This is a genomic window from Lentzea sp. NPDC051838, assembly GCF_040681245.1.
Lineage (GTDB): Bacteria > Actinomycetota > Actinomycetes > Mycobacteriales > Pseudonocardiaceae > Lentzea.
Genome location: NZ_JBFAYI010000001.1, coordinates 177,966 through 194,197, shown reverse-complemented (window position 1 = coordinate 194,197; position 16,232 = coordinate 177,966). Strand labels below are relative to the sequence as shown.

Annotated in this window: 11 protein-coding genes; 2 read left to right on the top strand and 9 right to left on the bottom strand. The window is 69.0% G+C overall.

The genetic code is table 11. From position 1 onward, the window contains the following. Positions 1-67: 67 nt before the first annotated feature. Positions 68-1,276 carry a glycosyltransferase 87 family protein gene (locus AB0M24_RS00745; protein WP_363758861.1) on the top strand — a complete coding sequence of 403 codons (1,209 nt, stop codon included), beginning with the start codon at positions 68-70 and terminating at the stop codon, positions 1,274-1,276. Here AB0M24_RS00745 and AB0M24_RS00740 read toward each other — a convergent pair. From AB0M24_RS00740 to AB0M24_RS00715, 6 genes are all read right to left on the bottom strand, one after another. Next, on the bottom strand, positions 1,165-2,394 hold the full coding sequence (locus AB0M24_RS00740; RefSeq protein WP_363758858.1) for a glycosyltransferase 87 family protein: 1,230 nt from the start codon (positions 2,392-2,394) through the stop codon (positions 1,165-1,167). The genes AB0M24_RS00745 and AB0M24_RS00740 overlap by 112 nt on opposite strands. Further along, the gene (locus AB0M24_RS00735) at positions 2,391-3,587 is read right to left on the bottom strand and encodes a glycosyltransferase 87 family protein (protein WP_363758855.1); all 1,197 of its coding nucleotides are present in this window, start codon (positions 3,585-3,587) and stop codon (positions 2,391-2,393) included. The genes AB0M24_RS00740 and AB0M24_RS00735 overlap by 4 nt, the downstream gene beginning before the upstream one ends. Continuing rightward, the gene (gene mptB / locus AB0M24_RS00730) at positions 3,580-5,082 is read right to left on the bottom strand and encodes a polyprenol phosphomannose-dependent alpha 1,6 mannosyltransferase MptB (protein WP_363761526.1); all 1,503 of its coding nucleotides are present in this window, start codon (positions 5,080-5,082) and stop codon (positions 3,580-3,582) included. The genes AB0M24_RS00735 and mptB overlap by 8 nt, the downstream gene beginning before the upstream one ends. A gap of 169 nt (positions 5,083-5,251) precedes the next feature. Continuing rightward, the gene (locus AB0M24_RS00725; protein WP_363758852.1) at positions 5,252-5,689 is read right to left on the bottom strand and encodes an HIT domain-containing protein; all 438 of its coding nucleotides are present in this window, start codon (positions 5,687-5,689) and stop codon (positions 5,252-5,254) included. Positions 5,690-5,758: 69 nt separating this feature from the next. Continuing rightward, positions 5,759-6,634, bottom strand: a complete 876-nt coding sequence (locus AB0M24_RS00720; protein ID WP_363758849.1) for an NYN domain-containing protein — start codon at positions 6,632-6,634, stop codon at positions 5,759-5,761. A 205-nt stretch (positions 6,635-6,839) separates the two neighbouring features. After that, positions 6,840-8,540 carry a discoidin domain-containing protein gene (locus AB0M24_RS00715; RefSeq protein ID WP_363758846.1) on the bottom strand — a complete coding sequence of 567 codons (1,701 nt, stop codon included), beginning with the start codon at positions 8,538-8,540 and terminating at the stop codon, positions 6,840-6,842. Between the two features lie 185 nt (positions 8,541-8,725). On the opposite strand from AB0M24_RS00715, the gene AB0M24_RS00710 reads away from it, so the two are divergent. Then, positions 8,726-9,622: a DUF1996 domain-containing protein gene (locus tag AB0M24_RS00710; protein WP_363758843.1), complete on the top strand. Its 897-nt coding sequence runs from the start codon at positions 8,726-8,728 to the stop codon at positions 9,620-9,622. A gap of 89 nt (positions 9,623-9,711) precedes the next feature. Here AB0M24_RS00710 and AB0M24_RS00705 read toward each other — a convergent pair whose 3' ends face one another. From AB0M24_RS00705 to AB0M24_RS00695, 3 genes are all read right to left on the bottom strand, one after another. After that, complete coding sequence (locus tag AB0M24_RS00705; protein ID WP_363758840.1) at positions 9,712-11,907, bottom strand: discoidin domain-containing protein; 2,196 nt, start codon at positions 11,905-11,907, stop codon at positions 9,712-9,714. 93 nt (positions 11,908-12,000) lie between these two features. Then, positions 12,001-13,014, bottom strand: a complete 1,014-nt coding sequence (locus tag AB0M24_RS00700; protein ID WP_363758837.1) for a LacI family DNA-binding transcriptional regulator — start codon at positions 13,012-13,014, stop codon at positions 12,001-12,003. 49 nt (positions 13,015-13,063) lie between these two features. Continuing rightward, on the bottom strand, positions 13,064-16,147 hold the full coding sequence (locus AB0M24_RS00695) for a PA14 domain-containing protein (protein WP_363758834.1): 3,084 nt from the start codon (positions 16,145-16,147) through the stop codon (positions 13,064-13,066). Positions 16,148-16,232: the final 85 nt, after the last annotated feature.

Below are 16,232 nucleotides of genomic sequence, written 5' to 3'. Positions count from 1 at the left end.
CGGCACACCCCTCCCGACCAGCACTCTCGTCCACATCGGACAGTTCGACGAGAGGCGCGGTCACCCGATGCTGGACCACCTGCGATCATCGCTGCACAGCGTGCTCTACCTGGCTTTCGCCGGGTTCGCGCTCATCACGACGATGACCTCGGAGTTCTACGGCTACCGCCTGTGGGGTGCCTTCGCCGTCATCGCCTTCCTGGGCGCCGGGGCGTTCGCGGTGTTCAGCCACAGGCTCGCGCTCTGGTTCGCGCTGGGCCTCGGCACCGTCGCCCCGCTCGGGGTGCTGGTCTTCCACCGCGACGCCGCCGCGGAGGACTTCAGCGGCACGCCGTGGACGTGGAGCGCGCAGCCGGACGTCTGGGTGATCGAACGCTCCGCTCGCCTGCTGCTCGCCCACGGCACGCCGTACGTGGACGTGACGGGCCTCGGCAGGGCTCCGGACGTGAACGACTACACCCCGTACGGTCCCCTGATGACGGTGTTCGGGCTGCCCAGGGCACTGTTCGGCGACTCACCGCTCACCGACGCCCGGATCATGTTCGGCCTGGTCGCGGTGGCCGCCGTGGTGCTGAGCCTGCGGTTGCTCGGCCGGCCGCGCATCCCGGTTCTCGCCGCCCAGTTCGCCGCGGTCAGCCCGTTGACGATGTTGACCGCCACCACGTCGGGCGAGGACATCGCGGTGCTCGCGCTGATCGGCCTCACCGCCACCCTGGTGATCACGAAACGCCACTGCTGGGCCGCGGTGCTGGCCGCGGCCGTGGTGAGCATCAAGCTCATCGCACTGCCCGCGATCGTCGTGCTCGTCGTGTTCATGCTGGGGCGCAAGCACATCGCGATGTTCGCGGCCGCGCTGGCCGGGTTCAACCTGCCCGTGGTGCTGGTCGATCCAGGCGCGTTCGTCGAGCACGCCATCCGGTTCCCGACGGGTGGCGCGCAGGTCGCCTCACCAGCGTCGAGCCCGTTCCCCGGCCACCTGCTCACCGAACTGGGCCCCGCCGGGCACGTCGCCGCGCTGGCGTTGCTGGTCGTGGCCGGGCTCGCCGTGGTGGCGTGGCTGGTCCTGCGTCGTCCCGCCACTGTCGCGGACGCGTTGTGGCGGGTGGTCGCCGGTATGGGCGCGGCGATCCTGCTGATGCCGGCCAGCCGGTTCGGCTACCTCGTCTACCCGATGGCGCTGATCGGTTCGGCGCTGTTCTTCTCGGCCGTCGAACGGCCGGAACCGCGCAGGACGATCGCGACCACCACCAGCGTGACCAGCGCGAACGCCGGGTAGGCCCAGCCGATCGCTGACAGCCAGCCGGGGCGGCTGATCGTCCAGATCGTCGGCTGCCGGTCGAGCTGGAACGAGATCAGGTCGAAGAACATGACCGGCACCCACAGCACCAGCAGCGTGTTCCGCGCCCACGGGGCGATGCCCGAGTACACGAGCCAGATCAGCAGCGGCGCCACCCACACCCAGTGGTGGTCCCACGAGATCGGTGACAGCAACAACCCGAGGAACTGCACGGTCAGCACGCCGATCAGCGCGTCGCTCGCCCGGACCGCCGCCCGCAGCGCGACCAGCGCCAGCAACACCGCGACGACCGCCGCGATGATCCACGGCAGGGACATCTCGACGTCGTAGCCCAGAGACCTGGACAACGCCCCGCGCAGCGACTGGTTGTGCGCGGTCGCGATCGGGCCGACCCGGTCCGCCGCGCCGAGCAGCTCGAACCAGTACGTCTTGGACTGCTGGAAGTCGACCAGGAAACCGAGGCCGACGCTCGCGGCGAACGCGACGAACGACCACACCGCGGCCATCCACCGGCGCGTGGCGAGGAAGTACAGGCCCGAGATCGCCGGGACGAGCTTCACACCGGCCATCAGGCCGATCCCCGCACCGGCGAGCTTGTCGCTGCGCGCCACCATCGCGGCCAGCACGATCGCCACCAGCACAAGGTTGATCTGACCGAACTGGAACGTGTGGAACACCGGCATCATCCACAGCAGCACCGCGGTCCACAGGATCGACCGCCGCCGCCACAGCTTGGCGTCCACGGTCCAGGACTCGCCCGCGACGAGCCGCAACGCCACCCGCACGATCCAGTACAGGCACAGCAACGAGATGAGGCGCCAGGTCCACTGCGCGAGGCCCCAGAACATCCACGTCATCGGGAGGAACACCAGCGCGCCGAACGGCGGGTAGGTGAACGGCAGCGGGAAGTCCGGCGGCGAGAACGGCGAGAACACCCGGTACAGGTCGCCTTCGAGCACGTGCGGCGCGAGCACCCAGTACACGCGCAGGTCGAGCGTCTCGTTGCCGAACCCGCTGACGATGACCACGGTCCGGACCGCCACGGAGACCAGCAGCAGCCACGGCGCGATCGCCAGCAGCCGCTTTTCCAGCTTCACAGCGCCACTCCCGTGCGTTGTTCAGTGCGCAGCATGGCCGGCGCCGCCGCGAGGAAGGCCAGGCCCAGCGCCGGGTACACCCAGCCGAGCAGGGCGAGCGGCCACGGCCTCGGGATCTCCCAGATGGTCGGCTGCAGCTCGATCAGGATCGAGATGATGTCCGTGACCATGACGACGACCCACGCCCAGGCGAGCACCACGCGGGCGCGGTGCTGGGCGCCGTAGACCATCCAGAGCACGGCCGGGATCATCCACAGCCAGTGGTGGCTCCACGAGATGGGCGAGACGAGCAGCCCGAACGTCTGCACGACGACCACGGCGGCCAGCTGGTCGTTCGCCCGGACCGCGGCGCGCAGGGCGAAGAACGTGAGCACGGCCGACACGGCGACCGCGAGCAGCCACGGCCAGCCCATCTTCACGTCGTAGCCGAACGACCGCGACAGAGCGCCGCGCAGCGACTGGTTGATCGCCGACCCCACCGGGCCGACCCGGTCGGCCGCGCCGAGCAGCTCGAACCAGTAGCGCCAGGAGTCCTTGGCGGACACCAGGAAGCCCAGTGCGACGGTGATGGCGAAGCCGATGGCCGACCACACCGCGGCGGTGAACTTGCGCGTGGCCAGGAAGTACAGCACCGAGATGCCCGGCGTCAGCTTGAGGCCGATGCCGACACCGACGCCGAGTCCCGCCGTGATCTGCCGGACCGCAATCATCGCGGCGAACACGCCGGCGACCAGCGGCAGGTTGATCTGACCGAAGTCGAGGGTCTTGCGCACCGGCTCGAACCACAGCGCCAGCGCGGTCCACAGCAACGCCCGGCGCTGCCACTTCACGTCGTAGTCCTGCTCGGCCTTGGTGGCGATGAGCTTCAACGCCGTGCGGATCAGCCACCACAGGCAGAACAGCGACAGGACCTGCCACACGATGCGCGCGGCGACCCACGGCAGCGCGGACACCGGCAGGAACGCCAGCGCCGCGAACGGCGGGTAGGTGAACGGCAGCGGGAAGTCGGCCGTGAACGGCATGTTGATGTCGTAGAGCTGGTCGCTCAGGACGTTCGGCGACAGGCTCCAGTACACCTTCAGGTCGATCATGCCCCAGTTGACGGGGTTGCCGAGCTTGACGGCGTAGACGACCAGCGACAGACCGAGCAGCAGCGGAGCGAACCTGAGCAGCCGGTTCTCCAGCTCAGCCACTTGCACCACCCACGCTGGTGCTGGGGCTCGTGGTGCTCGGGATGCTCGCCACGGTGTTCTCGACCTCGTGCGGCGCCGGCTGCGGCTTCGTGAGCTCCTTGAAGACCCACACGCCGACCGCGATCGTGGCGGCGAGGTACGGCCACCACACCCACGGGTTCATGTTGTCGTAGGTCCAGCGGAAGACGACGGTGCCGTCGGGCAGCGTGATCAGCGTCATCCAGACCGAGATGCCACCGAGCACGGCGACCCCGCGGTTGCTCCACGCGAACACCGCGGCCAGTGCCAGCGACCAGGTGAAGTACCAGGGCAGCACGGACGGGGCGAGCAGCGACGCGGCGAGCAGGGCCAGCATCGCGCGCCGGACCGCCTCCACACCGCCTTCGCGCGCGAGCCACCACTGCCGGACCAGCACGTACGCGAGCGCGACCATGCCGGCGACGCGGAAGAAGCCCAGGAAGCCCTCACGGGTCCAGCCGGGGATGTGCGTGCCGATCGAGTAGAAGAGGATCTCCGCCGCCGCGCAGGGCAGCGAGAGCCAGGTGAGCAGCGGGGTCTGGGACTTCAGCACGCCGATCCAGCCGAGGCCGACCCCCGCGACCATGCTGGCGGCCGCGAAGACGACCACGAACGCCGCGCCACCGGCTCCGGCGGCCACCAGGAAGCGGTGCCGCGCCGACCCGCTCAGCCTCGCCGCCCACACCCACACGAGGAACGGCAGGACCAGCAGTGCCGTGGCCTTGACCGCCACGGCCAGCGCGATGAACGCGAACCCGCGCAGGTGCTTGTGGTCGAGCACGAACGCCACGCCGACGGCCATGAGGCCGACCATGAGGATGTCGTTGTGCACGCCGCCGACGCCCAGCGCGAGCACCACGGGGTTGGCGACCGTGAGCCACAGCGCGACGTTGTTGCGGCCGCCCAGGTGCTTCGTGAGCTTCGGGATGGCCCAGACGAGCAGCGCGAGACCGCCGAGCACGGCGATCCGCATGAAGATGGCGCCGAGGATGACGTTGTCGCCCGTCAGGCGGACCGTCACCTTGCCCAGCATCAGGAACAGCGGCCCGTACGGGGACGGCGTCTCCTGCCACAGGCCCGCGACGTTGCCCCGCAGCGGCAGGTCCAGCACGGCGGCGCCCTTGGCGTACGGGTCGAAGCCGCGCAACGCCACCGCGCCCTGCGCCAGGTAGCTGTAGACGTCCCGGCTGTAGAGCGGCGGCGCGATGATCAGGGGTGTGGTCCAGGCCGCGGTGGCCATCGCCACCACGCGGCCGCCCGCTTCACCGCTGAGCACCATGCGGCCGAGCCGCACCCACGACAGCACCATGAGCCCGAGGCCGACGAACAGCACCATGAACGCGAGGTCGTGGCCGTGGCCGTACCTCATCGCGTTCAGCGCCGTGCCGCTCAGCAGCGGGTCCCTGCGGACGATCGCGCCTGCACCGAGCCCACCGACGGTGAGCATCGTCGCGCCGATAACGCCCGGCAACAACACTCGTCGCGGAATTCGCCGGAATAGTCCCAGCCATACGTTCACAACCGGATCCACCCTCTTGAACGCGCTCCTCGTCCCCTGCGGCGTGCGCCACTGCAACACCTATCGCACCGGGGCCTGTGCAAACGGATTCCGAATGGAACCGGCTTTGTGCGAGTTTATCAGAAGATCACGAAGGGGGCTGCGGCAGGGCCCGCCGAACGGCGCAAGCCTCTTCGTCAAGCAGCTCACGGGCCCTCTCCGCCCAGTCCGCGGCGATGTGGAATCCGTCACCGGGAAAGCGCGGAAATACGTGCAAATGGAGGTGGAAGATCTCCTGGAACGCGGCCTCCCCGTCGGCGAGGAACATGTTGACTCCCTCACACCGCAGGTCAGAGCGTCGCAGCGCACGTCCGACGCGATGACCGAGCCGCCAGAGGTGGGCGCCCGTGTCCTCGTCCAGGTCTTCCAGTCCGACGGCATGGGTGCGCGGCACGACCAGAACATGTCCCGGCGTCACCGGGTTCAGGTCCATGAACGCGACCGCCTTCTCGTCCGCGTGCACCACACTCGCCTCCGCCTCACCTGCGACGATCGCGCAGAAGACGCATCCCCCGTGTTGATCCACGTGAGGAATCTTAGGTTGTTACATGCAATTCACCACGCCGATACACCCGTCCCAGGAAAACGGGATGGATCACACGTTCGGGGAGATTCCGCGCGCGCGGACGTCGTCGAGCCGCACAAGTTGCGCGCGCGGGTACTTCCGTCCCGGGATCGGCACGGGCGAACCGGTGAACGACACAGGAGTACCCGCCAGCAGCAGCGTCAACCCCTCCGGCAGATCGTCGCGTGACACGAACCACGACCCGCCCCGGCTGTCGGTGATGAAGCCGTGCGACTCCCCCGACTTCCACGTCGACACCGTGCCCTTGCGCCTGCCGCGCGGCGCACCCACCGGCGAGGCCACCGCCTGACTGGACCGCACGAACGGGCTCCGCAGCGGGTACTCCTTGTGGTCCGCGGGGGCGAACAGGGCGTCGAAGCCGGGCGTGAACGGGGTGGCGGCCCTCAGCGGCGCGGCGGTGCGCGGGGTCCAGGCGGGAGCCTTCTCGATCGTCTTCACGTCGACGACCGGCACGATCACGTGCACACCTTTTGCGGTGAGCCTGGTCACGAGGGGTGCGAAGTCCGCGTCACCGGTCAGCAGCACGACCCAGTCCAGCGGGACGGTCGTCGCCCGGTCCCACGCCTCGAGAGCGAGCTGGACGTCGACGCCCTTCTCCTTGCCGCCGTGCAGGGGCAGGTCGTGGCGGGTGATGCCGGCGTTGGCCAGCGCGGCGTCGAACGAGGCGGCCGGCGTGTCGATGCGCCCCCGCACGTAATGGGCCTCCGCGACGACGCACTCGTCGAGCGGCCGGCCGGTCTCGGTGTGCACGAACCACCTGAGCGCGTCGTGCAGACCGTCCAGCGAGATCCGCGCGGCCCGCTGGTGCGCGGTCGCGTAGAAGTCGCTCAGGTACGCGAACCACGTGCCGTCGTAGAAAACGCCCAGGCGGACGATCTTCCCCATCGGACCGACTTTACCCGGCCGGGGAGGCGCGCTCCCCGGCCAGGCCCAGGTCAGCGGGGTGGGGCGGCGGTCGTGTGGCGAGGAGCTCAGCCCGGACGGCCGCAGGGACTCGCGTGACGCACCAACCAGCCCCACGCCTGCATCCTCGCTCCACCGCCGCAGGCCCCAGGCCGCGCCACAGCGAGCCAGCCCCGGCCCGCCCAACTCAGCGCCGATACACCCCCAGCTCGAACACCGAATAGCCCCACCCGGTGCCGCGCTGCGTGGCGTGCACCCGCACGTACCGGCCGGTCGCCGTCACGTCGATCGAGTCCACTCCCCCGTTGCCCGACGAAGTGCCGTACACCGCGCGCCAGTCGCTGCCGTTGTCCGACACCTGGATCTCGTAGGCACGGCCGAACGCCGCCTCCCACACCAGCTGGACGTGCTGGAACGTCGTGACGGCACCCAGGTCGACGCTCAGCCACTGCGGGTCGGACCAGTCGCTGGCCCAGCGCGAACCCGGGACACCGTCGGTGGCGTTGCCGGGCGGGAACGGGGCGCCGTCGCCGACCTGCTGGTACGACGACGCGGTGGCGGGCCTGCCCTGGGCGACGTTCACGCCGGCGGGACGTGGTGCCTCGACTCGGATCGACCTGGTCTCGATACCGATGTTGCCGCGGCCGTCCTCGGCCATGACGTAGACCTTCCACACGCCGAGCCGGTCGGGCGCGGTGACGATGAGGCGGTTGCCGGAGACCTCGGCAGGCGTGTTCCCGAGGCCGCCGCTGCCGTCGAGGTACTTGGAGTTCCACGCCGCCGACCACGTGATCGGGTCGCCGTCGGGGTCGGAAGCCGCCACGTCGATCGTCACCCGCGCGCCGGCCGCGACGGACTGCGGCGCGTTCATCGTGGTGATCACGGGTGGGGTGTTGGTGACGCTGCCGCCGAACGCCCGCGCCACCGAGTAGAACGACAGCCGCTTCTTGCCCGCCGGGGTCAGGTTGAACCAGACCGCGCCGAAGTCGTACTCGGTGCCGTAGTGGAAGAGCGTGCCGCCGAACGACACGCCGGGGTGGCCGGTGATGCAGTTCCAGGCCTGGGTGTAGCCGTCGCGCTTCTGGACGTCGGTGGGTTCGAGAGGCACGCCTTGAGAGTCGTTCGGGACTTCCCACTCACCGGGCGGGCCGGCCTCGGTGAGGATGTACGGCTTGGTGTAGCCGCCGTTGATCCAGTCCTGGCGGACCTTGCAGACGTTGCCGTACGAGTTGACGGCGTAGAGGTCGAGGTCGGGCGCGTACGCCTTCAGATAGACCCAGGCACCGGTCCACGCATCTGTGTTGGTGACCGGGTGCTGGGTGTCGATCGCGTGGATCGCCCGCGCGGCTTCGTTCAGGTAGCGGGCGTAGGCGACGCGCTGGTTCTCCAGTTCGGTGCCGGAGTAGCAGTTCTGCAGGCCGAGGATGGACTCGTTGCCGACGTTCCACATCAGCACACCCGCGTGATCGCGATAGGCCGTGACCCACTGGCGGATCGTGGCGAGCATGTCGGTCTTGTACTGGGTGTCGGTGACGTAGTTGACGCAACCGCCGGAACCGGGACCGCCGCCGGGCTGCAGCCAGAAGCCGTTGATCACGCGCAGACCATGAGCCGCCGCCGCGTCCAGGAGCGGTTTCGTCGAGGCGTCGGTGCCCCAGGTGCGCACCGTGTTGACGCCCATCGCGCGAAGCTCCGGCATGTACCGCGGGGCGTCGGCGGCGGGCGGGCCCCAGGTGAGGCCCTTCACCGTCCACGGCTGACCGTCGACGGTGAGCTGCCAGTTGCCCTGCGAGCCGGTGACGTGCACTCCGGACGGCGCCGCGTGCGCCGGAACCACGAGAAGTGCCAGCACGGCCAGGACCGTGCCGAGGGAACGGACGCGAAGCATCGCGCCTCCTGCCAGGGGTAGGGAGTGACGGCGTGGAGAGCGCTCTCACAACCCTGCCGACGGACGTTACGACCAGACGTCGGCGGTGTCAAAAGAACCGGTCTTGACACCTCCGCGACGGGCACGGGAACCTGGTTCGGAGAGCGCTCTCCCAGCCGGTTCCCCACGTCGGCAGGAGGACAAAGGTGTCCCGGAAACTCAGCGCACTGGCGGTCACGGCCGTCCTCGTCACGATCGCCCTACCCCCGGCCCAGGCCGATGACCTGGTCACACACCACGAGTTCCAGGCGAACTGCTCGGTCACGCACCACCTCCCGGACGACCCGATCGTCCTGCCGGGACTGCCGGGCGCGTCGCACCTCCACACGTTCCTCGGCAACCCCTCGACCAACGCCCGCACCACCAACGACTCGCTGAAGAACGCCGAGACCAACTGCAAGACGCCGGACGACAAGTCGGCCTACTGGTTCCCGTCGGTCTACAACGGCGACCAGCTCGTGCCGCCGGACTTCCCGCAGGTGATCTACTACAAGTCCGGCATCCTCAGGTACCAGGACGTGGTGCCGTTCCCGCCCGGAATCCGTTTCGTGGTCGGCAGTCCCGCGGCCACTCAGGACGAGTTCCGCACGGCACCGGGCGCGGTCGAGGGCTGGGAGTGCGGCGACAGCACCCACAACTGGGACATCCCGGCGTGGTGCCCGCCCGGCACGCAGCTCAACATCCGTTACCAGGCACCGAGTTGCTGGAACGGCCGCGATCTCGACTCCGCCGACCACAAGTCGCACATGGCCTACCCGGACCGCGCGACCCTGGTCTGCCCGTCGTCACACCCGGTCGCAGTGCCGATGATCGAGTTCAAGATGGCGTTCCCGGTCGCCGGTGACATGGCGCGTGTCCGGCTCTCCAGCGGCCGCGGCTACAGCTGGCACTACGACTTCATGAACGCCTGGGACGCGCCCACCCAGGCCGCGCTCGTCCGCCACTGCGTCAACGGCGGCCTGCAGTGCGACCCGCGCGGTTTCGACCAGTACAAGCCCAACCGAGGCGCCGCGCTCGGACCGGACTACCGGTTGCCGAGGTAGCACCGAACACTTCCCGGGGCGGCGCGTGCCCTGGGATCGGAGAACACCCCAGGGACATGCGCCCCTGGGGTGTTCTCACGCTCGGCGCGTCACGGATAGCCGACCAGATACCTGACCTGGTTCGCCGTGTTCGCCACCCCGCCCGTGCCGTTGATGACGTTGGCGATCGTGCCGACACCACCGAGCGACACGGTGACCAGGTGCCGGAACCGCACTCCGGAACGGTTCGGAGCCTCGAAACCGTTGTCCGTCACCACACTCGGGTTCGCCTGGTTGTAGCAGTAGACGCCCACGCCGTACGCCTCGTGCGTGGTCACCGAGTCGGCGACCTTGTACGCCGCCCAGCCCCGCTTCGAGCCGTTCATCCACGAAGCCTGGTCCGGCGGGTCGTACGGCAGCTCGTTCTGGAACAGGTAGGTGCGCCCGCCGTTGCCGTTCCACACCACGTTGTGCTGCTGGTAGTGCTCGACGAACAGCCCGTACGCGGTCACGTCGTCGCCGTTGACGATCACGCCGTTCGCGCCGGGGTTCGCGGTCCAGCTGACGCCCTCGCCGTGGTCGGCCCGCCACACCCAGGTGTGGTCGATGATCGTGTTGCGGCTGTTGACCCGCATGCTCACGGTCGCCTTGCCTGCCTGCGACCCGCCCACGCGCACGTAGACGTCGTGCAACGACGGCGGATTCGCCGCATGATCGGCCGCGCTGGAGTCACCGATCTCCAGCAGCACGGGCGAGTTCTGCACCCCGGCGTCGACCAGGAACCCGGCCAGCCGCACACCGTCCACATCGGACGTCGTCAGCGCCGCCTTGCCCGTGGTCGGCGTCAACGTCGCCAGACCAAGACCCAGCACCACGGTGCCAGGACGCGTCACGCGGATCGTGTCGGAGAGCTGGTGGATGCCCGGAGTGAGCAGCAGGTGCTTGCCCTGCGCCAAAGCCGCGTTGGTCGTCGCGACCGGTGTGCCCGGCTTGACGACGAAGAAGTCCGCCAGCGACACCGACGTTCCGGGATTGCCGTTCTCCCAGCTGGTGCCGCGGGAGTTGGTCCGCAACGCAGGCAGGAACACGCGGTACTCACCGGACGAGTCGAAGTACAGGAACGGCTTCTCCCGCGTCACCGGCGACGTGTCGACGACGGTGTGCGACGGATCCGGGAAGTGGTCCGCCGGCGCGCCCTGGGTGCCGGCGAACACCATGTTCCACACCGAGCCCGCCCAGCCGTTGACGAGGTTGCTGTTGCGGGTCAGGAACTGCTGCTGCGACCCGGAGACCACCACGTCGTCGATGCGGCTGTCCACGATCAGGCCACCGCTGGCCCAGCCGTCGTAGCCGTTCCACAGGTGCGCCTGGCCGCGCAGGTGCATCCGCCGGTACGCGGTGGCTTGCGAGACCGCCCAGCGCTCGATCTGGTTCGGCGGCAGCGTCACGGAGAGGTTCTCCGCGCCACGCCAGAAGTTCTGCGTCGCGTTGCCGAGGTTGTTCGGATCCTCGCCCTGCTGCAGCCAGTCGGCCTCGACGCGGATGTGGCCGTTGATGTTCACGTCGTCCGGACGCAACCCCAGACCCGCGACCTGGGTGTAGAAGCGCAGGTTGACGTCGGCGTTGTAACTGCCCGGCTTGAACAGCACGGCGTAGCGCTGCGGACCGAACTGGTTCGTCTTCATCTGCGCGGCGATCGAGTCGAGCCGTGACTGCATCTCCTGCTGCGACGAACCCGGCCCGTAGACGAACACGTTCGGCCCGAAGTCCGGGTTGCGCGGGTCGGTCGGCGGCACGCCGGTCGGATCGGTCGTCGTGAAAACTCCCAGTTCCCACAACGAATAACCCCACCCGGTGGCGCGCTGGGTGCCGAGCACGCGCAGGTACCGGCCGGACCCGGTGACGTCGAGCGTCTGCGTGCCACCGGTGCTCGTGGTGGTCGAGTAGACGCTGCGCCACGACGAGGAATCCGTTGGGGTGTCGGTGATCTGGACCTGGAACGCACGCGCGTGCGCCGTTTCCCAGTTCAGCGAGACGCGGCAGACCTGTTGTGTGGAGCCGAGATCGACCTCGAGCCATTGCGGGTCGGAGAACTGCGACGACCAGCGCGTGCCCGCGTTGCCGTCGACCGCGGCGGAAGCCGGGGTTCCGCCGTTCTCGGTGGAGGAAGCCGTCGCGGGACGGTTCAGAGCGACGTTCGTGGTGCCGCAATCGGCGGCCACAGCTGTGGATGTAGCGCTGACGGTTGACAACAGACACAGGGCGGCAGCGGTGAGCGCGGCGGCCCTGGACAGGGTTGAGCCCATGATCCTGCCTGACGAGGAAGGGCGAAAAGCCGTGGACAGGGGCGTGAGAGCGCTCTCCCAACCGACGTTAACGCCACGTGTCAGGCAGGTCAATCAGGCAGAGCCCCGCACCACGAGTTCCGGTTCGAAGATGACGGATCTCGGCCGCTGTCCCGGTTTTTCCAGACTTTCCAGCAGCAGGTCGGCCATCGCCGCCGCCATGTCCTCGACAGGTTGCCGCACGGTCGTGAGCAGCGGGCGGCAGGCCAGCGCGGGCGCGCTGTCGTCGAAGCCGACCACGGCGACGTCGCCGGGAATCTCTCTCCCGTACGAATGCAGGCAGTTCATCGCCGCTTGCGCCATCAGGTCGTTGGCGGCGAACACCCCGTCGAGGTCCGGATGCTCGATGATCAGCTGCTGCATCGCGACCACGCCGCTCTCCCCTGTGAACCCGCCCTCCGCGCTGGGAACGTACGGGAAACCGTGGCGCGCCATCGCGTCCCGGAACCCGTCGTGCCGGTCCCGGCTCGCGAGCACGTCCAACGGCCCGGAGATCGTCACCACGTTCCTGCGACCGGTCCTGACCAGGTGGTCGGCGGCCAGCGCGCCGCCCGCGCGGTGGTCCATGTCGACGTAGCTGACCGGCATCGGCGTGCCGGGACGCGCGTACAACACCGCGGGCACCGACGCGTCCAGCAGCCGTGCGGGCAACGGGTCGGCGGAGTGCGTGGTGACCAGCAGGGCGCCGTCCGCGCTCCCCTGCCGCAGGAACTCGACGACCTCGGTGCGCGCCGCGTCCGTGTCGGCCAGCATCAACACGGGGTGCACCGCGTGCAGGCGCAGGAAGTCGACCACGCCCGCAGTGACCCGGCCGAAGAACGGGTCGGTGAACACGTCCGAACCCCCGCCCGCGCCGGAGATCACCAGCGCGACCGTGCCTGTTCGGCGCGTGACGAGGGACCGGGCCACGCGGTTGGGCGTGTACCCGGTCTCCTCGATCGCGTTGCGCACCGTCGCCTGCAGCTCAGGGTCGACGTTGCGAGTGCCGTTGACGACGCGCGACACCGTCGCCCGGGACACCCCGGCGACTCTCGCGACGTCCTCCAGCGTGGGGGCAGCCTTGGTCATGCACCGGTTCTACCACGGGGTACCCGCTTCGGAGAGCGTTCTCCCATGATCAACCGGCGACGATTACCTCCGCGACCGCCCCTCTCCAGAAGTCAACGTTCTGACCTCCCCATTTAGCTCGTCCGACGGCGAGAGCACCCGTGCTCCGCGTTGCCGGTCCTGCAGCGGCAGTCGCGACCAGCACACCGTCCACGGAGAGCCGGATCTCGTTTCCGACGCGCTGGCCCTTCAGCTGGTACCAGCGGCCGAGCTCCGGCGTGATCACGTACCGGGCGCGGTTGCCGCCGGGTGTGCTGAACGCGAACGCGCCCTGCCCGTACTGCAGGTAGAAGGGGTTCTCCTGCTGCCTGCCGTCCTGGCTCACCGCCGTCGCGTAGTTGCCCGGCAGCTCGTCGAGCCGCACGCGTGCGGACACCGAGTAGTCGCGAGTCGTGTCGATGACCGGCCCGTACGTGTCCGCGGAACCGTTCCGGAGCTCCAGCGCGCCGTCCTTCCACGTGGCGCCGGTCGGGCTCAAGGTCAGCGGGTTCCTGCCGGTCGAGTCCTTCGCCGTGGATCCGCTGGTCTCGTTCAGCTTCCACTCGCCTCTGCCCGCGTACGGGTACGGCGTGCCGGCGTTCGCTCCGGCCTCGATCACCCGCCGGTTGATCTCGCGGACCGGACCGGGGTCGACCTTGATGCGCTTGCGGTCGTAGGTCCACAGCCCGTTGAGCTCGCCTTCCAGGTCCGTGACCTGCGTGTAGACCGACGCGGACAGCTCCTCCCGCGCCTGGCCCAGGTAGAACGTGCGGGTGTTGTCGACGTACTTCGCCGTCAGCGCCGCCTTGTCCGCCACCCCGCTGTAGATCGCGATCGGCGCACCCGGCCACTGGTGTCCCGGCGTGCGCAGCGTGAAGCCGCCGTGCTCGCCGTCCATCACGACGCGCTTTCCGTCCGGACGAGCCGGGTCGGTGTTGTTGTAGTCGTGGTGGTCGATCACGTCGCCCTTGCCGCTGTCCCCCTTGGAGGCGCAGCAGTTCACGCCGCTGTGGGCGTTGACGATCCGGCTCGGGTCGGCGGCCTTCACCTGGTCGGTGATCTGGCCGGTGACGTTCCGGTCCCACTCGCCCCAGCCCTCGTTGAACACGATCCAGGCGTAGATCGACGGGTAGTTGTGCAGCTGCTCCATCAGCTCGCGGCCCTGGCTGAGCCACGCCTGTTGCGCCTGCGGGTTGTTACCGTCCTCCACGGACACGAAGTCCTGCCACACCAGCAGTCCGAGCCGGTCCGCGTGGTAGTACCAGCGGGCGGGTTCGGCCTTGATGTGCTTGCGCACCGCGTTGAAGCCGAGGTCCTTCTGCGCCTTCAGGTCGAAGATCAACGCGTCGTCGCTCGGCGCGGTGTTCAGGCCGTCCGGGTAGAAGCCCTGGTCCAGCTGCATCAGGTTGAAGATCGGTTTGCCGTTCAGGGTCAGCTTCGGCGTGCCGCCGACGTTCGCGATGCCGGTGGAGCGCATGCCGAAGTAGCTCTTGACGTTGTCCTTGCCCAGCTTGACGTCGAGTTTGTAGAGGTACGGGTCGTCCGGCGTCCACAGGTGCGGGTTCGGCACCGGCAGCGTGAGGGTCGAGTTCGCCGGTCCGGTGACCGAGCCGACCTGGTTTCCCCTGGCGTCACGGGCGATCGCCGTGACGGTCGCGTTGCCCGCGGACTTGACGTTCAGCGACAGCGAGCTCGTCGCGAGGTCAGGAGTCGTCTTGATCTCGTCGATCCCCTTGTCCGCCACGGGTTCCATCCACACCGTCTGCCAGATGCCCGACGACGGCGTGTAGAAGATGCCGCTCGGGTTGGGCGACTGCTTGCCCTTGGGCTGGTACGGGCCGGTGGTGTCGGTGACGGCGACGACGATCTCCTGCTCACCGCGCCTCAACGCGTCCGTGATGTCCGCGCTGAACGCCGTGTAGCCGCCGGTGTGCTGGGCGACGAGCTTGCCGTTCACCCAGACCTTGGCCTCGTAGTCGACCGCGCCGAAGTTGAGCTTCACCCGCTGCCCGTTCCAGTCCCGCGGAACCGTCACCGTGCGGCGGTAGAACATGTGGTCCTCGTGCCGTTCCAGGCCCGACAGCTGCGACTCGATCGGGAACGGCACGATCACGCGTTCCTTCAGGCGGTGCCCGAACACCGGCTGCTGACCGGCCTTGGCCGCGGCGAACTCCCACGATCCGTTGAGGTTGAGCCACTTCTCCCGTTCCAGCTGCGGCCTCGGGTACTCCGGCAACGGGTTGCGCGGGTCGGCCTTCTCACCCCACGGCGTCCTGAGCCGCTCGGTGGAGACGTTGCCGGTGGTGCGGGCGGTCTTCGCGACCTTCCGGCCGTCGACCGCGAGTGCCCCCGCGCCGTCGTAGTACATCCGGACCCGCTGGCCCTTCAGCACGCGCTCGTCCAGCCAAATCGTCGCCCTGTTCCGGTTCGCGCTGACGAACGAGACCGGCATCGGAGTGGCGTCGACCTCGACGCGCAGGTGCTCCTTGAGGTCGTTCGTGCCGGTGACGCGGCCACCGAAGTCCGCGGTGAGCGTGCGGCCGTCCTTCGAGACCTCGGCCGTGCGCGGCACGACCTCGAAACCGGCGGGCGGCGTGAACGCGGACTCGGGCACGAGCTGCTTCGGCAGGGTCGCGCTCGACCAGCGCAGGAACATGTTGGCGCCGCCGACGTCCTGGAACATCTCCAGCTTGAACGCGTACTGGCGCCCGGCGGTGAGCGTCACCGGCGCGCTCGTCTGCTCGCGATCCCAGTCCGGCACCCAGTGGTCGATCACCGGCTGGTCGTCGATCAGCAGCCGGAACCCGTTGTCGCCGATGGCGTGGAACGTGTAGGCGCCGGTCTGCGGCACCGCGATCTGCCCGGTCCAGCGGGCTGTCGTGTGCTCGGTGCGGCCGTTGAGGAACGCGAAGACACCCGTCAGGTCGCCCTGGTTGATGTCGGCGTCGAGCACGGTTCCACCGAGGGTCGCGAAGTCCCGCGCACCCGGCGCCGACATGCTGAAGTACTCGCCCTTCAGGCCGTGCACGGGCTCGGCGGCACCCGCGGGTGGTGTGCCTGGTGCGACGCCCAGCGCCAGCAGCAGCGCGACGAGCACGGAAGCGGGTTTTCTCATCGGCGAGGTTCCCCTTCGTTTTTACAACGTTGTAAGAGCGCTCTCATATATCCACGCACAGGGTCAGGAGGCCGAGCTACCTCCG